Source organism: Brevibacterium sp. RIT 803 (genome assembly GCF_016892625.1).
In the GTDB taxonomy this organism is placed as follows: Bacteria; Actinomycetota; Actinomycetes; order Actinomycetales; family Brevibacteriaceae; genus Brevibacterium.
The window spans coordinates 364543-380905 of record NZ_JAFEMW010000004.1 but is presented as its reverse complement, the minus strand read 5'-3'; the positions used below and the strand labels follow the sequence as shown (position 1 = coordinate 380905).

The following is a 16363-nucleotide window of genomic DNA, read 5'->3' as shown; positions in this document are numbered from 1 at the left end:
TTGAGACTCCTGCGTTAGTGCCGCTGTCCCATGGGAGGAGGACGCAGGTATCGGAACGCTGACGTGACCTCAATCATGTGACGCGGACTACTTGTCCTCCGGAACCGTATCATATACGATCTGGGTGAAAGCCAATCGAAATGAGGTGCGAGATCGATGTCGACTCCAGCTGGTGTCCCAGTCCGACCGGGCAAGATCATTGCCGTCCATGTGGCGTACGAGTCACGCTCCGCCCAGCGCGGAAAACGGCCGTCCCAGCCGTCCTACTTCCTCAAGGCCACCAGCTCCCTGGCCGCATCTGGTGAGGCGATCGAGCGTCCCGCCGGAACATCGCTGCTTGCCTTCGAAGGCGAGATCGCGGTCATCATCGGCACCACGGCCCGATCCGTCAGTCCCGACGAGGCCTGGACCTTCGTCGAGGGAGTGACGGCGTCCAACGACTTCGGCCTCTACGACATCAAATCCCCCGACAAGGGGTCGAACCTGCGGTCGAAGAGCCGTGACGGCTACACGCCGCTGGGTCCCGACATCATCCCCGCCGCCGAGGCTGACCCTCAGTCGCTGCGCATCCGCACCTGGGTCAACGGCGAGGTCAAGCAGGACGACGGCACGAGTGCCGCACAGCTGATCTTCCCCCTGACCCAGATCATCGCCGATCTCAGCCAGCACATGACCCTGGAGCCCGGTGACGTCATCCTCACCGGAACTCCCGCAGGATCAACCGTTGTGGTACCTGGGGACACCGTCGAGGTCGAAGTCACGACCACCTCGGCGAGCACCGGATCACAGCTCAGCTCGAGTCGCCTCGTCACGAATGTCGTCGAGGGACCGGGCGCCTTCGACTCGAACCTCGGCAGCATCCCAGCCGTGACCGAAGCGCTGCAGGCCGACGCCTGGGGATCACGTGAGGAGGCTGGTCTGGCAGCGGAGGAATCGTCCACCGGTCCGCTGAGTGAGGACCTGCGCGCCAAGCTCACTGAGGCTCCGACCGCTGGTCTCTCCGCGCAGCTGCGCGGACGAGGACTCAACAACGTCGTCATCGAAGGCGTCTCCCCGCTCGTGCCCGGAAGCAAGGTCGTGGGCACCGCGAAGACGCTGCGCTTCGTGCCCAACCGCGAGGACCTGTTCACATCACACGGCGGCGGATACAACGCCCAGAAGCGGGCTTTCGACTCTCTGCAGTCCGGTGAGGTCGTCGTCATCGAAGCACGCGGTGAGTCCGGCTCGGGAACCCTCGGCGACGTGCTCGCGCTGCGGGCCAAGGCTCAGGGCGCGACAGGCGTCATCACCGACGGGGGAGTCCGCGACTCCGCCGAGGTGGCCGGGATCCTCCCCGTGTTCTCAACGTCGAGGAATCCCGCCGTACTCGGGCGCAAGCACGTCCCGTGGGAATCCGACGTGGCCGTGGCCTGCGGAAACGCCACAGTGCTGCCCGGTGACGTGATCGTCGGAGACGACGACGGAGTCATCGTCATCCCACGCGATCTCGTTGAGGAAGTCGCCGAGGCGGCGCTGACGAAGGAGATCGAAGACGGATGGGTGGCCGAGCAGGTGGCCGCCGGCAACCCGATCGAGTCGCTGTTCCCGCCCAAGGGCGAATGGAAAGAGAAGTTCGAAGCCTGGAAAGCCTCACGATGACCACCGCTGACGCCGTCGACGCAACGGCGGAGCCCAGCTCACTGAGCAAAGCGGAGACGGCCTACCGTTGGATCCGCAAGTGCATCGCGGACCAGACCTTCGAGCCCGGGCACAAACTGGTGCTGGCTCAGATCGCTCTCGAGCTCGATACCTCCGTCGTTCCGGTCAGGGAGGCCATCCGCCGACTCGAGGCCGATGGGCTCGTGACCTTCGAACGCAATGTCGGGGCTCGGGTCGCCATGGTCGACCAGAGCTCCTACGCCCAGTCGATGGAGGCCGTGGCGATCCTCGAGGGAGCCGCGACCGCGCAGGCTCTTGAGTTCCTGGACGAGCACGATCTCGCCGAGGCGGATGCGATCAATGAGCGCATGCGTGACCTGCTCGCCGACTTCGATCCCACCGAGTTCACCCGCCTCAATCACGAATTCCATGCGGCACTGTTTCGACGGTGCCCGAACGAACGGCTGCACACCCTGGTCGCCGTCGAATGGGACCGTCTTGCGCACCTGCGGAACTCGACCTTCTCCTTCGTGCCCGAACGGGCACGGGGTTCGGTCGACGAGCACGCCAGGATCGTCGCACTCATCCGGGCCCGCGCCTCGGCGGAGGAGATCGAGCGAGTCGTGAGGAATCACCGCTCAACGACCCTCGCCAGCTACCAGGAAGCCCAAGCCAAAACCCCAGATATCCCTGCAAGCACAGGAACCATCGACAGAGAAGAGGACAAGTCATGACCGAGTCCACTGCAACTCCCGCGAACCTGCCGGAGAAGATCCGTCACTACATCAACGGCGAGTTCGTCGATTCGATCGACGGCGAGGAATTCGACGTCATCAACCCGGTGACCAACGAGCCCTACATCAAGGCCGCTTCAGGCAAGAAGGCCGACATCGACGCAGCCGTCGCCTCGGCCAAGCAGGCCTTCGAGGAAGGCCCGTGGCCCTCGATGCTCCCACGTGAGCGTGCCCGCGTGCTCAACAAGATCGCCGATATCGCCGAGACCCGCAGCCAGGAACTCGCCGAGATGGAGTCCTTCGACTCCGGTCTGCCGATCACACAGGCCAAGGGTCAGGCCAATCGAGCCGCGGAGAACTTCCGCTTCTTCGCCGATCTCATCGTCGCCCAGGTCGATGACGCCTTCAAGGTTCCCGGACGCCAGGCCAATTACGTCAACCGCAAACCCATCGGCGTCGCCGGGCTCATCACCCCGTGGAACACGCCGTTCATGCTCGAGTCCTGGAAATTGGCTCCAGCCATCGCGACCGGCAACGCCGTCGTGCTCAAGCCTGCAGAATTCACTCCGCTGTCGGCCTCGCTGTGGCCGGGCATCTTCGAAGAGGCCGGACTGCCCAAGGGCGTGTTCAACATGGTCAACGGCTTCGGCGAAGAGGGCTTCGCCGGAGACTCCCTCGTCAAGCACCCTGACGTTCCGCTCATCTCCTTCACCGGTGAGTCGACTACCGGGCAGACGATCTTCGCCAACGCTGCTCCTTGGCTCAAGGGCCTGTCGATGGAGCTCGGCGGAAAGTCACCAGCCGTCGTCTTTGCCGATGCTGACCTCGACGCTGCGATCAACGCCACTGTCTTCGGCGTCTTCTCCCTCAACGGCGAACGCTGCACCGCCGGCTCGCGCATCCTCGTCGAAGAATCCGTCTATGACGAGTTCGTCGAGCGCTACGCCGCCCAGGCCAAGCGAGTGAAGGTGGGCCTGCCGTCGGATCCCAGCACCGAGGTGGCCGCACTGGTCCACCCCGAGCACTACGACAAGGTCATGTCCTACGTCGAAATCGGCAAGCAGGAAGCTCGCCTCGTCGCCGGCGGCGGCCGCCCCGAAGGGTTCGATACCGGCAACTTCGTCGAGCCGACCGTGTTCGCCGATGTCACCCCGGACGCTCGGATCTTCCAGGAGGAGATCTTCGGGCCCGTCGTCGCGATCACACCCTTCAAGTCTGATGAGGAGGCGCTGCAGCTGGCCAACAACACCAGGTACGGTCTGGCCGCCTACATCTGGACCTCCGACCTCAAACGGGCGCACAACTTCTCACAGGCCGTCGAATCCGGAATGGTGTGGCTGAACTCGAACAACGTCCGCGACCTCCGCACCCCCTTCGGCGGTGTCAAGGCTTCGGGCCTCGGCCACGAGGGCGGCTACCGGTCGATTGACTTCTACACGGAGCAGCAGTCCGTGCACATCAACCTCGGCGAGGTCCACAATCCAGTCTTCGGGAAGCAGTGAGAGGAAACCACATGTCCCAAACAATTCCAGTCCCAACAGTTCCGGCCCCGGACATTCTGCGGTGCGCCTACATGGAGCTCGTCGTCACCGATCTGAAGAAGTCGCGCGACTTCTACGTCGATGTGCTCGACCTGCAGGTCACCGAGGAAGACGAGAACACCGTCTACCTGCGATCCATGGAAGAGTTCATCCACCACAACCTGATCCTCCGCCAGGGTCCGGTTGCCGCTGTGGCCGCATTCTCCTACCGAGTGCGCAGCCCCGAAGACGTCGACGCCGCCGAGGCGTACTACCGCGAACTCGGCTGCCCGGTTGTGCGGAAGAAGGAGGGATTCGTCGCCGGCATCGGTGATTCGGTGCGCGTCCAGGATCCTCTCGGCTTCCCCTACGAGTTCTTCTATGAGGTCGACCACGTCGAACGTCTGGCCTGGCGCTACGACCTCTACTCTCCGGGTGCACTCGTGCGTATCGACCACTTCAACCAGGTCACCCCGGACGTGCCGAAGGCAGTGGACTACATGGAGAACCTGGGATTCCGCGTCACCGAGGACATCCAGGACTCCGAGGGCACTGTCTTCGCTGCGTGGATGCGGCGCAAGCCCACCGTGCACGACACCGCGATGACCGGCGGTGACGGACCGCGCATGCATCACGTCGCGTTCGCCACGCACGAGAAGCACAACATCCTCGCCATCTGCGACAAGCTCGGTGCGCTGCGCCTGTCCGACGCAATCGAGCGCGGGCCGGGTCGCCACGGCGTCTCGAACGCCTTCTACCTCTATCTGCGCGACCCGGACGGTCACCGGATCGAGATCTACACGCAGGACTATTACACCGGCGACCCCGACAACCCCCGAGTGACTTGGGACGTCCACGACAACCAGCGTCGTGACTGGTGGGGCAACCCGGTCGTGCCCTCCTGGTACACCGACGCCTCCACGGTCCTCGACCTCGAGGGCAACCCGGTGTCGCTGACGCAGCGCACCGACGACTCCGAAATGGACGTCACGATCGGCGCCGACGGGTTCTCCTACACTCGCCGTGAGGACGCGACGACGAACTTCGGTGAGCATTCCGGTGCTGACGACGGAGAAGACGAGTTCAAATTGGGCCACCAGCTCTGAGGAGACGTGCACATGCTCGATGAATCAACGATCGCGGCAATCGCCGACGATCTGGCGCAAGCGGAGAAGGACCGGACGAAGATCGGTCTGCTCACGACCACGTACCCCGACATGACCGTCGAGGACTCCTACGCCGTGCAGAATGAATGGCGTCGCCGCGGTGAAGCATCCGGGCGCAGACTGATCGGACACAAGATCGGACTGACCTCGAAGCCGATGCAGCAGGCGACGGGGATCAGCGAACCCGACTACGGTGCGATCTTCGCCGACCAGGTCTATGACACAGGTTCGGTCATCGACCACTCGCAGTATTCGGGCGTGCGTGTCGAGGTCGAACTCGCCTTCGTGCTGAAGGACGAGCTGCGCGGACCAGGCATCAGTCTCATCGATGTGCTGCGCGCCACCGAATACGTGGTGCCGGCGCTTGAGGTGCTGTCCTCGCGGATCGAGATGGAAGGCCGCACCATCGTCGACACGATCTCCGACAACGCTGCGTTGGGGGCCATGGTCCTCGGCGGCAATCCGGTGGCCGTCGACGCTATTGATCTGCGCCGGGTCGGTGCGCTGCTGTACCGCAATGAGTCGGTTGAGGACTCCGGCCTCGCAGCCGCCGTCCTCGACCACCCGGCCCGCGGAATCGTGTGGCTGGCGAACAAACTAGCCGAACACGGCGATGTCCTTCAGGCCGGCGAGACAGTCCTGGCTGGGTCCTTCACCCGCCCTATGTGGGTCAGCCCGGGCGACACCGTCCACGCAGACTACGGAGATCTGGGAGTCATCACATGTCGTTTCGAGTAGAGCTGCCGCAGACCTTCACCCAGCGCGTGACCGAGCTGGATGACGGAGAGTATCTTGCCGGAATGTGGGTCTGCTCCGGCTCGCCCGCAGCTGCAGAGATCGCCGCGGCCTCAGGGATGCAGTGGGTGCTCATCGACGCCGAGCATTCGCCGATCGGCTTGGAAACCACGACCAGTCTGCTGCGGGCCATGAACGGATACCCCGCGACGCCCGTCGTGCGGGTGCCCGTGAACGACCAGGTTCTCATCAAGCAGTACCTCGACCTCGGTGCGCAGAATCTGCTCGTGCCGATGATCGATACCCCTGCCGACGCCGAGGCGGCTGTGCGTTCCGTGTACTACCCACCTCGCGGCGCGCGTGGGGTGGGATCGGCACTGGCGCGGGCCTCCCGCTGGAACGCGGTGCCGAACTACCTCGCGCGGGCCGAGGAACTCGTGTCCCTGACCGTGCAGATCGAATCGGCAACGGCGGTGGACAACGCGGCGCAGATCGCTGCAGTCGACGGAATCGATGCAGTATTCGTCGGGCCTTCTGACCTTGCTGCTTCGATGGGTCTGCTCGGGCAGCAGACGCATCCCGATGTCACTGATGCGGTGCTGCGGACCTTCGATGCGGTCAAGGCGGCCGGCAAACTCGTCGGCGTCAATGCCTTCGATCCCGAACAGGCACGGAAATACCTCGACGCCGGTGCCTCATTCGTCCTCGTCGGTGCCGACGTCGGACTGATGATGAACGGCGCTCGTGCCTGGGCGGAGACCTGGGTGCGCGACTGAACAGCTGAACGGCTGAACAGCGTGGCGGTGGCCCGAAGGACGTGTGTCCTCCGGGCCACCGCTCTTCTCCCTTCTTCTTACTCCTTGCTTCGTCGGCTGCCGGTGATGAGCAGCGCCGTGGCTCCGAGTCCGATGAGGCAGATCCCGGCACCGATGAGCATTCCGTTGCCAGAGGTTCCCGTCCGCGGCAGCTGTGCCGGTGGGGCCGGCGCCGCAGGTTTGTCAGCGACGGGCTCGGCCGGTGGTCCTGCCGGCGGCGCAGGCTTGTCAGCGACAGGTTCGACCGGTGGTTCTGCTGGCGCCTCAGGTACTTCAGGCGCCTCTGGTGGAGCAGGTGGCGTCGTGGGCTCCTCGGGTGGCAGCGTCGGAGTCTCTTCGGGCGGCCTGTGCACTGTTTCAGCGGGGATGCCCCAGTCGCTCGTCCACTTCTGGTGCTCGTCATTGCCCTGGATCGTGGTCACATAGGTGACCCAGCCGACGGGCATGTCAACAGGCTCTGAGCTCACGGTTGCCTTTCCATCGTGGTCTCCGACAAGGGTGATGTCCTGAGAATGGAGCTTCGTGCCGCTGGCTTCCTTCGACTGTCGCGGCTCTGACTCTGAGTGATAGGCCGTCATCGTGATCACAGCTTCACCGCCCGGGCGCAATCCGCTGACCGTGACTTCGTCGTGGACGGCGTTGACCTCAAGAACCGCCGACGTCTCGGCATTAGGGGTCCAGGGAACAAAGCCTGTCTCTCGTGGCTGACCGTGGGCGCCCTTCCATTCCTTGGTGGACTCGTCGCCGGTGATGGTCTCGGTGAAGTACAGCCATCCGTGGAAGTTCTTCGGGACTGTGATCGCGTCGGAACGGTGCGTGCCGTTGCCGACGTCCTCCGACGTCACCTCTGCAATCACCTCGGCGTCGTCGTTCTTCTTCCCAGCTTCGGGTGCCGATTCCGTCTTCCACAGTTGATGTTCGACGGTCACCGTATGGTCGCCGACCAGGCCGGAGACAGTGAACTTGTCGGTGATCGAATCGCCGGGCTGTGGACTCTGGTCAGAGATGTCGGTGGACACACGAGGCTGCGAGGTCACGTCGATCTTCGCCTGAGCAGAGATCTTGACGGGTTTATCAGGGGTGATGACGCGTTGGACACGTTTGGTCTTCTGCGGTTCGTAGAGCAGGACAGACTCGGGAGCGAGACTCGCTGAGGCCTTGGCCGTGACTGCGGCTGGAGCCTTGAGTCTGAGGGTGGTGACTACGGGTTTCACCTCGCTGGTCAGGGACTTCGGTGCGTCCTCGGTTCCGTCGATGTCGAGAGTGATGGGAATTCCTGGCACGGCAGTGCCGGAGGAGCTGGTCAAGGACACCGAGAGCGTGACTGTATCCGTCGTGGGGAACTGGGGTCCCGCATCGTCGTCCTGATCGTCATCGACTCGTTCGAAGTCACCGCCCTCGGGTCCCTGTTTGCCGTACGGCTCGAGCACCGGCATGGCCACGACGGGGGTCAAGCTGACATCGAGGGTATAGGGGCCCGCGAGCTTCTTCGCCTCGGCGCTGATCTTTGAGAACTGCTTGGCAGCACCTGTGAATTTCTTTCCCAGGTCGCCCGGCTCCCGCGGTGGAACCTTGTGGTCGTGCGGGATCGCCTCATCCAGACGTGCCAATGCGCTCAAGGCCGCCTGCACGTCCGCCGATTCGGATCCGGAGTACTCGTGCAGCGCCCACGCGGTCTGCGCGGTCGTGATCTTCTGCGCTTTCGAGTTCGTGAAGTACTTGGGCAGAGGCGACTGCTTGCCGGCATCGATGCAGTACGCCTGCGTATCATCGAAGGTTCTGTAGGAGCCGTACCAGGTCTTGCCCTGCGCTGCGTGATGCCAGATGCCCGGACCATAGGTGTCACTGGCCTTGAGCATCGGCAGCTCCCCAAGCGAGGAGGGCGGCCCTTGGGCCATGGCCGGACCGAGCCCGATGAGAGATGCCAGAGTCAGGACCACGATGAAGAGAGCGGAGCGGAGAGTGAAGCGTCTGCGAGTAGTCATACCCCGATTCCACGCTGGATGAGTCGAGCCTGACCAGAGCAGAAAATCTGCCTGTGAATTCACCCGACGCCGTCCACAGGAAAACGAACATGAGTCGACGGCGATCGCAGCAGGGGTGTGGACAGGAAAACGAGACCTCGGAGGGGCATCGTTCCAGGTCACAATGGGTGCCGTTGAGATTGGGCAGGCAGTGCACGATTCTGTGGCCGTTATCCCTCGCCGAGGCGGTGCCGATAACGGTGACCCGTCCACATGGCAGCGAACTTGAGTGGCCACCGAAAGTCGGCAACTGTTGCGGTACGGCAACACCGTTTTGGGCCTGACGTCAGCATTGGACCGTAAACTTGGCGAGGCGGTGAATTCCATACCAAGAAGGACGATATATGTCGCATCAGGCGGGCCCCGGAAACGGCCCCGACTCGCAGCAGAACGCGCACCCGGGCAATTCCGTGCCCCCGCGCGCGCAACCGCCTCGGGTCGCCGACCCCCGGAACCTCAACGTGCCGCCTCAGCAGGGGATGCCGCAGCAAGGGATGCCGCAGCAAGGGCAAGCGCCGAGGCAGGGGCCGCCACAGGGGCCATCGATGCACGGTCCGCCGCCACAGCGCCCGAACAACGACCGGTTTCGGCCGCGACCGCAGCAGCCCGGTCCCGGTTCGCAGGGTCCAGGCCCTCAGCCGCCGCCGCGGCAGATTCCCCAGCCGGGGATGAACCCCGCGCCACGAGGCCAGGGCCACCCCCACCTCGGCGCCCCGATGGGCCAGCCCCCGATGCAGGGCCAGGCACAGATGTATGGCCAGCCCCCGATGCCGGGACGCGTCTACGAACAGGCGCGGTTCGCCCCGACCGTGACCCAGGAGATGCGGGTCCGCGCGCGCCTGCAGGCGCCTCAGCAGGTGGTTTCGGAGACTCCATGGACCGGCGCCGTGCGCCAATCTCAGCCTGAGGAAGAGCCCGGGTCGACCGCCAACATCATCCGTCTGGTCATCGCCATCCTTGCTGTGGTCGGGCTATTCATCGGGCTGTTGGTTCTCGCTCTTCTCGGGGGACTGAGCTTCGGCCTCAGGCTCTTCGCCCTGGTCGCGCTGTCGGCGATACCGCTGATCGGAATCATCGCCTATGTGCTCTGGCTCGACCGATGGAAACCGCAGCCGAAGATCATCCTCGGCCTCTGCCTCCTCTGGGGCGCCGTCGCTGCCGTCACCCTCACGCTCGTATTCTCCATCGTCGGCAAGGTCGCACTCTATTTCGCCGGCGTCGGAAGTCTGCCCGATGCCTACGGCGCAGTCGTCGAGGCCCCGATCGTCGAAGAGACGACGAAGACCGTACTGCTCGTCGTCCTCGTCCTCGCCGCTCGGCGACACTTCGAAGGTCCCCTCGACGGACTCGTCTACGGAGCCCTCATCGGCGCAGGCTTCGCCTTCACCGAAAACGTCCTCTACCTCGGCGGAGCCTGGGAACAGAGCGGCGGGGACCTCCTGGGAACATTCATCCTCCGCTGCCTGTGCTCACCGCTGCTGCACACTGTGTTCTGCACCTGTGCTGGTGTGACCATCGGCTTCGCTGCCCGCAAGTGGAAATGGTGGGCGACTGTCCTGATGTGGCTGCCCGGCCTTCTCGTCGGCATGCTTCTGCACGCCGTCTGGAACGGCACGATGACCGGGTTGGGCCAGATCAACGGCATCGCGTCGATCATCGGTCTCATCGTCCTCAGCTTCATATTCACCACTTGCTGGATTGTGCTCGGGATACTTCTGCGGCGCAGCGAGCGACTCCACACACAGAATATGCTCGGCGACTACGCGAACACGGGATGGATGACTCACTCCGAAGTCGACATGCTCGCAACCTGGAAGGGACGCAAATTCGGCAAGCGCTGGGCCGATTCCTTCCCCGGCGGCAAAGAAGAGATGCGCACCATGATTCGCACCTCCGGAGATCTCTCGACCACGCGCATGCGGCTCCTGGCCGGAGTCGGCGGGCAGAAGGAACGTGACATCGAGAGCTTCCAGCTGAAGAAGTTCGCCTCCGCCCGCGATCGCCTTCTTGCCGCATCGGGAAGCGTGGTGCGCTGAGTCTCGTGATGCTCGTCGACGTCGTCATCATCGTCCTGGGGATCGCTGCGCTCTTCTCCGGGTTCCGCCAGGGTTTCATCATCGGCCTCGCCACCGTCGCCGGCTTCGTTGTCGGCTGGATCGTGGGCAGGCTGCTCTCACCTCTGATCGAACGCCTGAGCGAAGGCACGCAGGTCATGGAGAATCCCGGTGTCGTCATCCTCCTCGCATCGATGCCGCTCGTCCTCAGCGTTCTGTTCGCCTTCGCCGGCAACGGGGTCGGCGTGTGGATCAAACGGTCCATGGACTCGGAGCTCGGGCAGGGCATCGACTCGATCGGCGGCACAGTCACCGCGGGCGTCGTCTACGTCCTCGTCATCTGGCTGGCGGCGGGCTTCATTCGAACCACGCCGTGGGTCGAGCCGAACCGATGGGTCGCAGACTCCACGGTGATAGCGGCCGTTGACAAGACGATTCCGTACTCTTCGCAGATCGCTCTGGGCGACATCTCCCAAGGCCTCGAGGCCACAGGCTTCCCGCAAGTCTTCTCGGGGCAGACAGAGCAGATCCGCGGCGTCGGAGAACCCGACTCTGCGATGGTCGACGTCGGTCGTGGTGTGGAGGAATCCGTCGTCAAGGTCACGACGACTGCCACCACCTGCCCGACAGGATCGGAGGGTTCTGGGTTCGTCTTCAGCGACGGACTCATCGCCACCAACGCCCACGTCGTTGCAGGCTCAACGGACCTCGCCGTCCAGGTCGGCGGGAAAGGCAGACCGTATTCCGCCGAGGTGGTGGAATTCGACTCCGAGGCCGACGTGGCCGTCCTGCGCGTTCCCGAGCTCGATGCCCCCGCCCTCGAATTCGGCAGCGGGCTTGGACCGGGAGATGACTCAGTTGTCGCCGGATTCCCTCAGAACGGGCCTTATACGATCTCTCCTTCGCGAGTGCGCGAGAAGATCGACGCGCGCGGTCTCGACATCTACGATTCGGGATCAGTGGTGCGCGAGGTGTATTCGCTGCGTGGAATCGTCCGCGAAGGAAACTCGGGAGGTCCGCTGCTCGACGCGAACGGTGACGTGGTGGGGATGGTCTTCGCCAGGTCCGCGACCGATGAGGAGACAGGGTATGCCCTCACGCGAGCGGAGATCAGCGACGAGCTGCAAGCAGGAGCACAGAACCGGACTCCGGAGTCGACAGGACACTGCACCGGCTGAGGCAGCACGCAGGCGGACGAGTACTGTTTCACGTCAAGGCTGTGACGTACTACTTCACGTCAAGGCTGTGACGTACTACTTCACGTCAAGGCTGTGACGAACTACTTCACGTCAAGGCCAGCGAGGACGGCGCGGTGGTCACTTGAGCCGCGGTCGAGCACCTCGTCGGAGGTGGCTTCGAACCCGCGATAGAGAACATGGTCGAGCCGGGTGACGGGGAGGCGGGCAGGCCAAGTGAAACCGAAGCCGCCGCCGGTTTCGACCCGCGTATCCTCAAGTGGGGGAGACAGGGTCGAGAAATTTGTATCCGTCGTTGCAGTGTTGAAGTCACCGGCCACGATGACACGCTCGGCGTCATCGGTTTCGACCTCTGTGGCCAACCTGCGGATTGCGGCATTGCGCATAGCTTCGTGACCAGGTCGCACCGAAGGCATGTGTACGGAGTAGAACCTGATGTCGCCGTGGTCTGTGGAGACGGTTGTGGCGAAGGCACGAGGCCACTGCAGGCCCAGGTCCACCTCTTCGGGTGGGGACATCGGCCATTTCGACCACACGCCGATCGTGTCGACGACCTGCGAATGCTCGAACGAGGAATCGAGTTCCTTGTGGATGATCTTGCCCGACAGGGACTCGAGCTCCTGAATCGTGACGATGTCGGGGTCAGCGGATACGAGATTCTTCGCCGCTGCGGTGGGCTCGGACAACCTGGCACCCACATTGTGCGTGGCGACGGTGATATCCGGGTCGCCTTTGTCGCTCGCTGGAATCACCGCGGAGCCGAACATCGAGGCCCAGACCACTGTCGGCACTAAAAACCCGATGGCTGAGAGCAGCGAGAAGCGGATGAGGAACATGAGCAGGACCAGGGCAAGGAAGATTCCCGTCCACGGCAGAATGCTCTCGATGAGCAGCGCAATGCCCATCCTGGTCGGCAGCAGGTGGTGGAGCAGAAGAAATGCGGCATAGGCGATGCCGAAGATCAGTGCGGTGATCCCCTTGGCTGGGCTATGCGTTTTCCTGGGTTGAGAATAGTCCTCGTTCATCGATTAAGAATCTTAACCGTTGAGTCTGTCCTCATGCTGGGCGGGCCATGCGACGTGGCTCACTTTTTTGCCCAAAAAAGAGCATCAGTCACCGGTGGGCGGTCGCGGACCACACCGTGACATCGGGGTGAGTGTCATAGCGGTAGCCGGAGCCTCTCATCGTCCGAATCACAGAAGAGTACTCTCCCAGACGCCGGCGCAGGCGTCGGATGTGCACGTCAACAGTCCTCTCATCAGGGACTTCGCCACCCGACCAGACGGCAGTGATGAGATCTTCACGGGGCAGAGTGGCATCGGCATGGGATACGAGAGTCGCCAGGAGGTCGAATTCCTTGGTGGTGACATCGACGAGATCGCCGTCGATGCGGACCTCACGGCGGGGGATGTCGATGCGCAGGCGCTCGGCGGTTCTGTTCTGGAAGTTCCCATCGAATCGGGATCCGAAGCCGCCGGTGGGGGCGGCTTCGCCGATGCCCTGCTCGGACTCACGGCGCAGGGTCGGCGGATGGATCCGGTTGGGAATGCGCGAGCGGACCGGGCCGTGTGATCCAGCTGGAGTGCCCGTGGCGGCGGGGGAGCCGTTGGCCACGGCACGAACGGCATCGATGTCGTTGCCGCGACCCTCGGGTGCCAGGGCGATGACCGCTTGGGTCTCGGCTTGGGAGGCCAGCTCCCTCGCGTAGGCCTGCAGCTCACCGGCGATTGCAGAGAGGTTGGTCCCATCGGCAGCCGCCTTGGACTCATCAAGGCCGACGTAGACGATGATTCCGCGGGCCGCCTTCGGAGACGGCACGACGCCGGCGGGGCCGAAGGTGTGGGGCGGGTTCTGCGGATCTACTGCACTCAACCGGGCTCCTGCGCGTCGGATGGCAGCTGCGCTGCGTGGATGTGCGTACGCTGGTTCTGGATTCGACATGGCTGTCCTTTGCTTCGACCTGTCAGGCCGTTGTGACTGAATGAGTCCGCTGCGGAGTCTGCGTGTACTCGTTCGAAGCCGGACAGCGGAGGGACGGTCACCGACAACGAACGCAGGGCATACACATGCCTGCGGAACACATTCGCTTTGGGTGCGTCGAAGAAGTCATGCCTTCATTATTTGTCACAAAACTCGCCGGTTGCAAAGGAAAGCTCGAAAATGAGACGAGTGTGACGAAATATGACGTCGAATTCATCGTCATCCGGCGTCATCCAGTTTTGGTCAGTCGACGATTCCGTACATTCGGTCACCGGCATCGCCGAGCCCGGGGACGATGTATCCCTTCTCGTTGAGCTTCTCGTCGAGTGCCGCCGTGTAGATCTCGACGTCCGCCGACTGCGCGTAGTCCTTCTCGATGCGCGCAACGCCCTCTGGGGCACTGACGAGGCAGACTGCTGTGACGTCCCTTGCGCCTCGGGCGAGGAGGAAATCGATGGCCATGGCCAAGGTCCCACCCGTTGCCAGCATCGGATCGACGACGAAGATCTGCCGACCGCTGAGGTCATCGGGCAGACGATCTGCGTAGGCGCTGGGCTCAAATGTCTCCTCGTCGCGGACCATCCCCAAGAAACCGACTTCGGCGGTGGGGAGGATGCGCAGCATGCCGTCGAGCATGCCCAGGCCCGCGCGCAGGATCGGAACGACGACCGGGCGCGGTTCGGCCAGGCGGGTGCCGGTGAACGTCGTGACCGGGGTCGTGATCTCTTTGTCCTCGACCGCAACTGAGCGGGTGGCCTCGTAGGCGAGGAGCATGACGAGCTCCTCGGTGAGCTGACGGAAGCGAGCAGAATCCGTGCTCTGGTCACGCAGGACACTGAGTTTGTGGGCGATGAGCGGGTGATCGGCTACATGAAGGCGCATAAGAGAAATGGTACGGAACTTTTCATCTTCGCGCGTGGAGCTGTGGTGAATGATCGGCCGAGGAGTCACAATAGGAGCATGTCCTACTTCACTGAGATCCTTGCCGAAACAAGCGATGGTTTTCGTGCGCTCGATGTCGATGTTCGGGATGCCTCGGATCTCGACAGCCTTGTCGAGATGATGCAGGCCGCCGGGTCGGAAGACGGCGAATCGGTCGCGGTCATCGAGCACGAGGACGAATGGTTCGGCCTCGTTCGAGTCTGCACGGACAACGAGATCCGCGTCTTCCTGTCTGACCTGCGTGCCGTCGAGCTCAGCCCCTTCGCAGAGATCTTCGCCGACTTCCTCGATTCGCAGCCCGATGCCTACGAGGCCGAGCCGGAGGAAGAGTTCGGTCTCGAAGACGACGCGGTCACCGAGACCGATGACGATGACGAGGATGAAGAGGTTGCGATGCTCGAGTTCGACGTCGACGCCGAATGGGGCGGCGATGCCGAGATCTACGCCGACCGCGGAGTCCTCGCTGCCGACCTCATCGAGCAGGTGGAGAAGTACCGCTCGGACCCTGCCCGAGTCGTAGCCCATGTCGGTGAGACCGTCGGGTTCGCCGATCAGCTCCAGGCCGCCCGCTGAATTCACCGGAAGGGTCTTCGCCGGAGGAGAGTGCGGATCTCGGCTTCGGCGCCCACGCGCACTTCCAGGATTGGATGGCACTCGCCCTCGCCGAGGCGGCGCTGGCGAGTGCGCATGACGACGTTCCCGTCGGGGCTGTGGTGCTCAGCGGTGAAGGTGCGGTGATCGGCCGCGGTCACAACCGACGCGAAGTCGATCAGGATCCGCTCGGGCATGCCGAGCTCATGGCGCTGCGCAATGCCGCCGAGACGACCGGACGGTGGCGCCTCGACGACGCCACCCTTGTCGTCACCCTCGAGCCCTGCGCAATGTGTGCAGGGGCTGTGGTCGGGTCGCGGGTTGCGCGAGTCGTCTATGGAGCCTTCGATGAGAAGGCCGGAGCCGCCGGTTCGGTCTGGGATCTGCTGCGAGATCGCGCCGCACTGCATCACCCAGAGGTCTACTCCGGAGTTGCGGCGACGAAGTGCCGGAACCTGCTCAGTGATTTCTTCGCCGCGAAACGGGTGGATCCCGGTGGCCGAAGCGCGCCGAGGGAGTGAGTCGGCACAGTGGCTCAGGTCACGCCCACTCGATTTGGACGCCGCCTGGGGCTGACTGTAATGTTGTCCGCGGTGGCGTGTCCGAGCGGCCGAAGGTGCAACACTCGAAATGTTGTGTAGGGTAACCCCCTACCGTGGGTTCAAATCCCACCGCCACCGCGTTTTGCCTGAGTCGCGATATCGTTTGCAAACGGTGTCGCGACTCAGGCATTTTTGTGCGCGGAGGCGACTGGTGATCGTCATTCACCCCTCGGTACCGAATGCGGACCCCGCCTCCGAGGGCCGCGGACAACCACCCCGATGACGGAATCGACCACGACGTTTGCGATGATTGCGTGTGGTTGAAACGCGTGAGCTGTCCCCGGTCAGGTGCCGCGATCAGATTGTGATCGTTGACACATTATGCAAAACAGACTTAACTGGTCAGTCGGAACGGAAGTGTCTTTC

The 16363-nt window shown here is 63.5% G+C and carries 14 protein-coding genes and 1 tRNA gene; 11 read left to right on the top strand and 4 right to left on the bottom strand.

What is annotated here, in order from left to right; genetic code table 11:
* Positions 1 to 156: 156 nt before the first annotated feature.
* From JTF07_RS14870 to JTF07_RS14845, 6 genes are read left to right on the top strand one after another with little or no spacing between them, the layout of a single operon-like run.
* Complete coding sequence (locus JTF07_RS14870) at positions 157 to 1638, top strand: fumarylacetoacetate hydrolase family protein (RefSeq protein WP_204234993.1); 1482 nt, start codon at positions 157 to 159, stop codon at positions 1636 to 1638.
* Entirely contained in the window at positions 1635 to 2372 is a 738-nt protein-coding gene (locus tag JTF07_RS14865; RefSeq protein WP_204234992.1) for a GntR family transcriptional regulator, read from the top strand. The genes JTF07_RS14870 and JTF07_RS14865 overlap by 4 nt, the downstream gene beginning before the upstream one ends.
* The gene (gene hpaE / locus JTF07_RS14860) at positions 2369 to 3874 is read left to right on the top strand and encodes a 5-carboxymethyl-2-hydroxymuconate semialdehyde dehydrogenase (RefSeq protein WP_204234991.1); all 1506 of its coding nucleotides are present in this window, start codon (positions 2369 to 2371) and stop codon (positions 3872 to 3874) included. Before JTF07_RS14865 ends, hpaE begins: the two co-directional genes overlap by 4 nt.
* A gap of 11 nt (positions 3875 to 3885) precedes the next feature.
* Entirely contained in the window at positions 3886 to 4998 is a 1113-nt protein-coding gene (gene hpaD, locus JTF07_RS14855) for a 3,4-dihydroxyphenylacetate 2,3-dioxygenase (protein WP_143922206.1), read from the top strand.
* 12 nt (positions 4999 to 5010) lie between these two features.
* Positions 5011 to 5796 carry a 2-keto-4-pentenoate hydratase gene (locus tag JTF07_RS14850; protein WP_204234990.1) on the top strand — a complete coding sequence of 262 codons (786 nt, stop codon included), beginning with the start codon at positions 5011 to 5013 and terminating at the stop codon, positions 5794 to 5796.
* Positions 5781 to 6569 carry an HpcH/HpaI aldolase family protein gene (locus JTF07_RS14845; protein WP_204234989.1) on the top strand — a complete coding sequence of 263 codons (789 nt, stop codon included), beginning with the start codon at positions 5781 to 5783 and terminating at the stop codon, positions 6567 to 6569. Before JTF07_RS14850 ends, JTF07_RS14845 begins: the two co-directional genes overlap by 16 nt.
* Before the next feature lie 77 nt (positions 6570 to 6646).
* Here JTF07_RS14845 and JTF07_RS14840 read toward each other — a convergent pair whose 3' ends face one another.
* Positions 6647 to 8593: an LPXTG cell wall anchor domain-containing protein gene (locus tag JTF07_RS14840; protein ID WP_204234988.1), complete on the bottom strand. Its 1947-nt coding sequence runs from the start codon at positions 8591 to 8593 to the stop codon at positions 6647 to 6649.
* 383 nt (positions 8594 to 8976) lie between these two features.
* On the opposite strand from JTF07_RS14840, the gene JTF07_RS14835 reads away from it, so the two are divergent.
* Together JTF07_RS14835 and JTF07_RS14830 are read left to right on the top strand one after the other, a co-directional pair.
* Positions 8977 to 10668: a PrsW family intramembrane metalloprotease gene (locus JTF07_RS14835; protein WP_286672967.1), complete on the top strand. Its 1692-nt coding sequence runs from the start codon at positions 8977 to 8979 to the stop codon at positions 10666 to 10668.
* An 8-nt stretch (positions 10669 to 10676) separates the two neighbouring features.
* The gene (locus JTF07_RS14830) at positions 10677 to 11864 is read left to right on the top strand and encodes a MarP family serine protease (RefSeq protein ID WP_204235144.1); all 1188 of its coding nucleotides are present in this window, start codon (positions 10677 to 10679) and stop codon (positions 11862 to 11864) included.
* A 101-nt stretch (positions 11865 to 11965) separates the two neighbouring features.
* On the opposite strand, the gene JTF07_RS14825 is transcribed toward JTF07_RS14830, so the two are convergent.
* The 3 genes from JTF07_RS14825 to upp all read right to left on the bottom strand — a co-directional run bounded on the left by JTF07_RS14825 (position 11966) and on the right by upp (position 14744).
* A complete protein-coding gene (locus JTF07_RS14825) occupies positions 11966 to 12907 on the bottom strand; it encodes an endonuclease/exonuclease/phosphatase family protein (RefSeq protein ID WP_204234987.1) in 942 nt (313 codons plus the stop codon).
* 88 nt (positions 12908 to 12995) lie between these two features.
* Positions 12996 to 13823 carry a winged helix-turn-helix transcriptional regulator gene (locus tag JTF07_RS14820; protein ID WP_204234986.1) on the bottom strand — a complete coding sequence of 276 codons (828 nt, stop codon included), beginning with the start codon at positions 13821 to 13823 and terminating at the stop codon, positions 12996 to 12998.
* Between the two features lie 282 nt (positions 13824 to 14105).
* A complete protein-coding gene (gene upp / locus JTF07_RS14815; protein WP_143922199.1) occupies positions 14106 to 14744 on the bottom strand; it encodes a uracil phosphoribosyltransferase in 639 nt (212 codons plus the stop codon).
* Between the two features lie 78 nt (positions 14745 to 14822).
* Here upp and JTF07_RS14810 point away from each other — a divergent pair, with 78 nt between their 5' ends.
* From JTF07_RS14810 to JTF07_RS14800, 3 genes are all read left to right on the top strand, one after another.
* Positions 14823 to 15377 (top strand): tRNA adenosine deaminase-associated protein, encoded by a 555-nt coding sequence (locus tag JTF07_RS14810; RefSeq protein ID WP_204234985.1) that lies wholly within the window; start codon positions 14823 to 14825, stop codon positions 15375 to 15377.
* 74 nt (positions 15378 to 15451) lie between these two features.
* Positions 15452 to 15916 carry a nucleoside deaminase gene (locus tag JTF07_RS14805; RefSeq protein ID WP_204234984.1) on the top strand — a complete coding sequence of 155 codons (465 nt, stop codon included), beginning with the start codon at positions 15452 to 15454 and terminating at the stop codon, positions 15914 to 15916.
* A 71-nt stretch (positions 15917 to 15987) separates the two neighbouring features.
* Positions 15988 to 16075, top strand: a tRNA-Ser gene (locus tag JTF07_RS14800).
* Positions 16076 to 16363: the final 288 nt, after the last annotated feature.

What these genes read in the sequence shown, in the direction of transcription:
- JTF07_RS14840 (WP_204234988.1), bottom strand. Translation starts at nt 8,593, where the DNA reads ATGACTACTCGCAGACGCTTCACTCTCCGCTCCGCTCTCTTCATCGTG.
- JTF07_RS14825 (WP_204234987.1), bottom strand. Translation starts at nt 12,907, where the DNA reads ATGAACGAGGACTATTCTCAACCCAGGAAAACGCATAGCCCAGCCAAG.
- JTF07_RS14805 (WP_204234984.1), top strand. Translation starts at nt 15,452, where the DNA reads ATGGCACTCGCCCTCGCCGAGGCGGCGCTGGCGAGTGCGCATGACGAC.
- upp (WP_143922199.1), bottom strand. Translation starts at nt 14,744, where the DNA reads ATGCGCCTTCATGTAGCCGATCACCCGCTCATCGCCCACAAACTCAGT.
- JTF07_RS14870 (WP_204234993.1), top strand. Translation starts at nt 157, where the DNA reads ATGTCGACTCCAGCTGGTGTCCCAGTCCGACCGGGCAAGATCATTGCC.
- JTF07_RS14835 (WP_286672967.1), top strand. Translation starts at nt 8,977, where the DNA reads ATGTCGCATCAGGCGGGCCCCGGAAACGGCCCCGACTCGCAGCAGAAC.
- JTF07_RS14830 (WP_204235144.1), top strand. Translation starts at nt 10,677, where the DNA reads ATGCTCGTCGACGTCGTCATCATCGTCCTGGGGATCGCTGCGCTCTTC.
- hpaE (WP_204234991.1), top strand. Translation starts at nt 2,369, where the DNA reads ATGACCGAGTCCACTGCAACTCCCGCGAACCTGCCGGAGAAGATCCGT.
- JTF07_RS14850 (WP_204234990.1), top strand. Translation starts at nt 5,011, where the DNA reads ATGCTCGATGAATCAACGATCGCGGCAATCGCCGACGATCTGGCGCAA.
- JTF07_RS14845 (WP_204234989.1), top strand. Translation starts at nt 5,781, where the DNA reads ATGTCGTTTCGAGTAGAGCTGCCGCAGACCTTCACCCAGCGCGTGACC.
- JTF07_RS14865 (WP_204234992.1), top strand. Translation starts at nt 1,635, where the DNA reads ATGACCACCGCTGACGCCGTCGACGCAACGGCGGAGCCCAGCTCACTG.
- JTF07_RS14820 (WP_204234986.1), bottom strand. Translation starts at nt 13,823, where the DNA reads ATGTCGAATCCAGAACCAGCGTACGCACATCCACGCAGCGCAGCTGCC.
- hpaD (WP_143922206.1), top strand. Translation starts at nt 3,886, where the DNA reads ATGTCCCAAACAATTCCAGTCCCAACAGTTCCGGCCCCGGACATTCTG.
- JTF07_RS14810 (WP_204234985.1), top strand. Translation starts at nt 14,823, where the DNA reads ATGTCCTACTTCACTGAGATCCTTGCCGAAACAAGCGATGGTTTTCGT.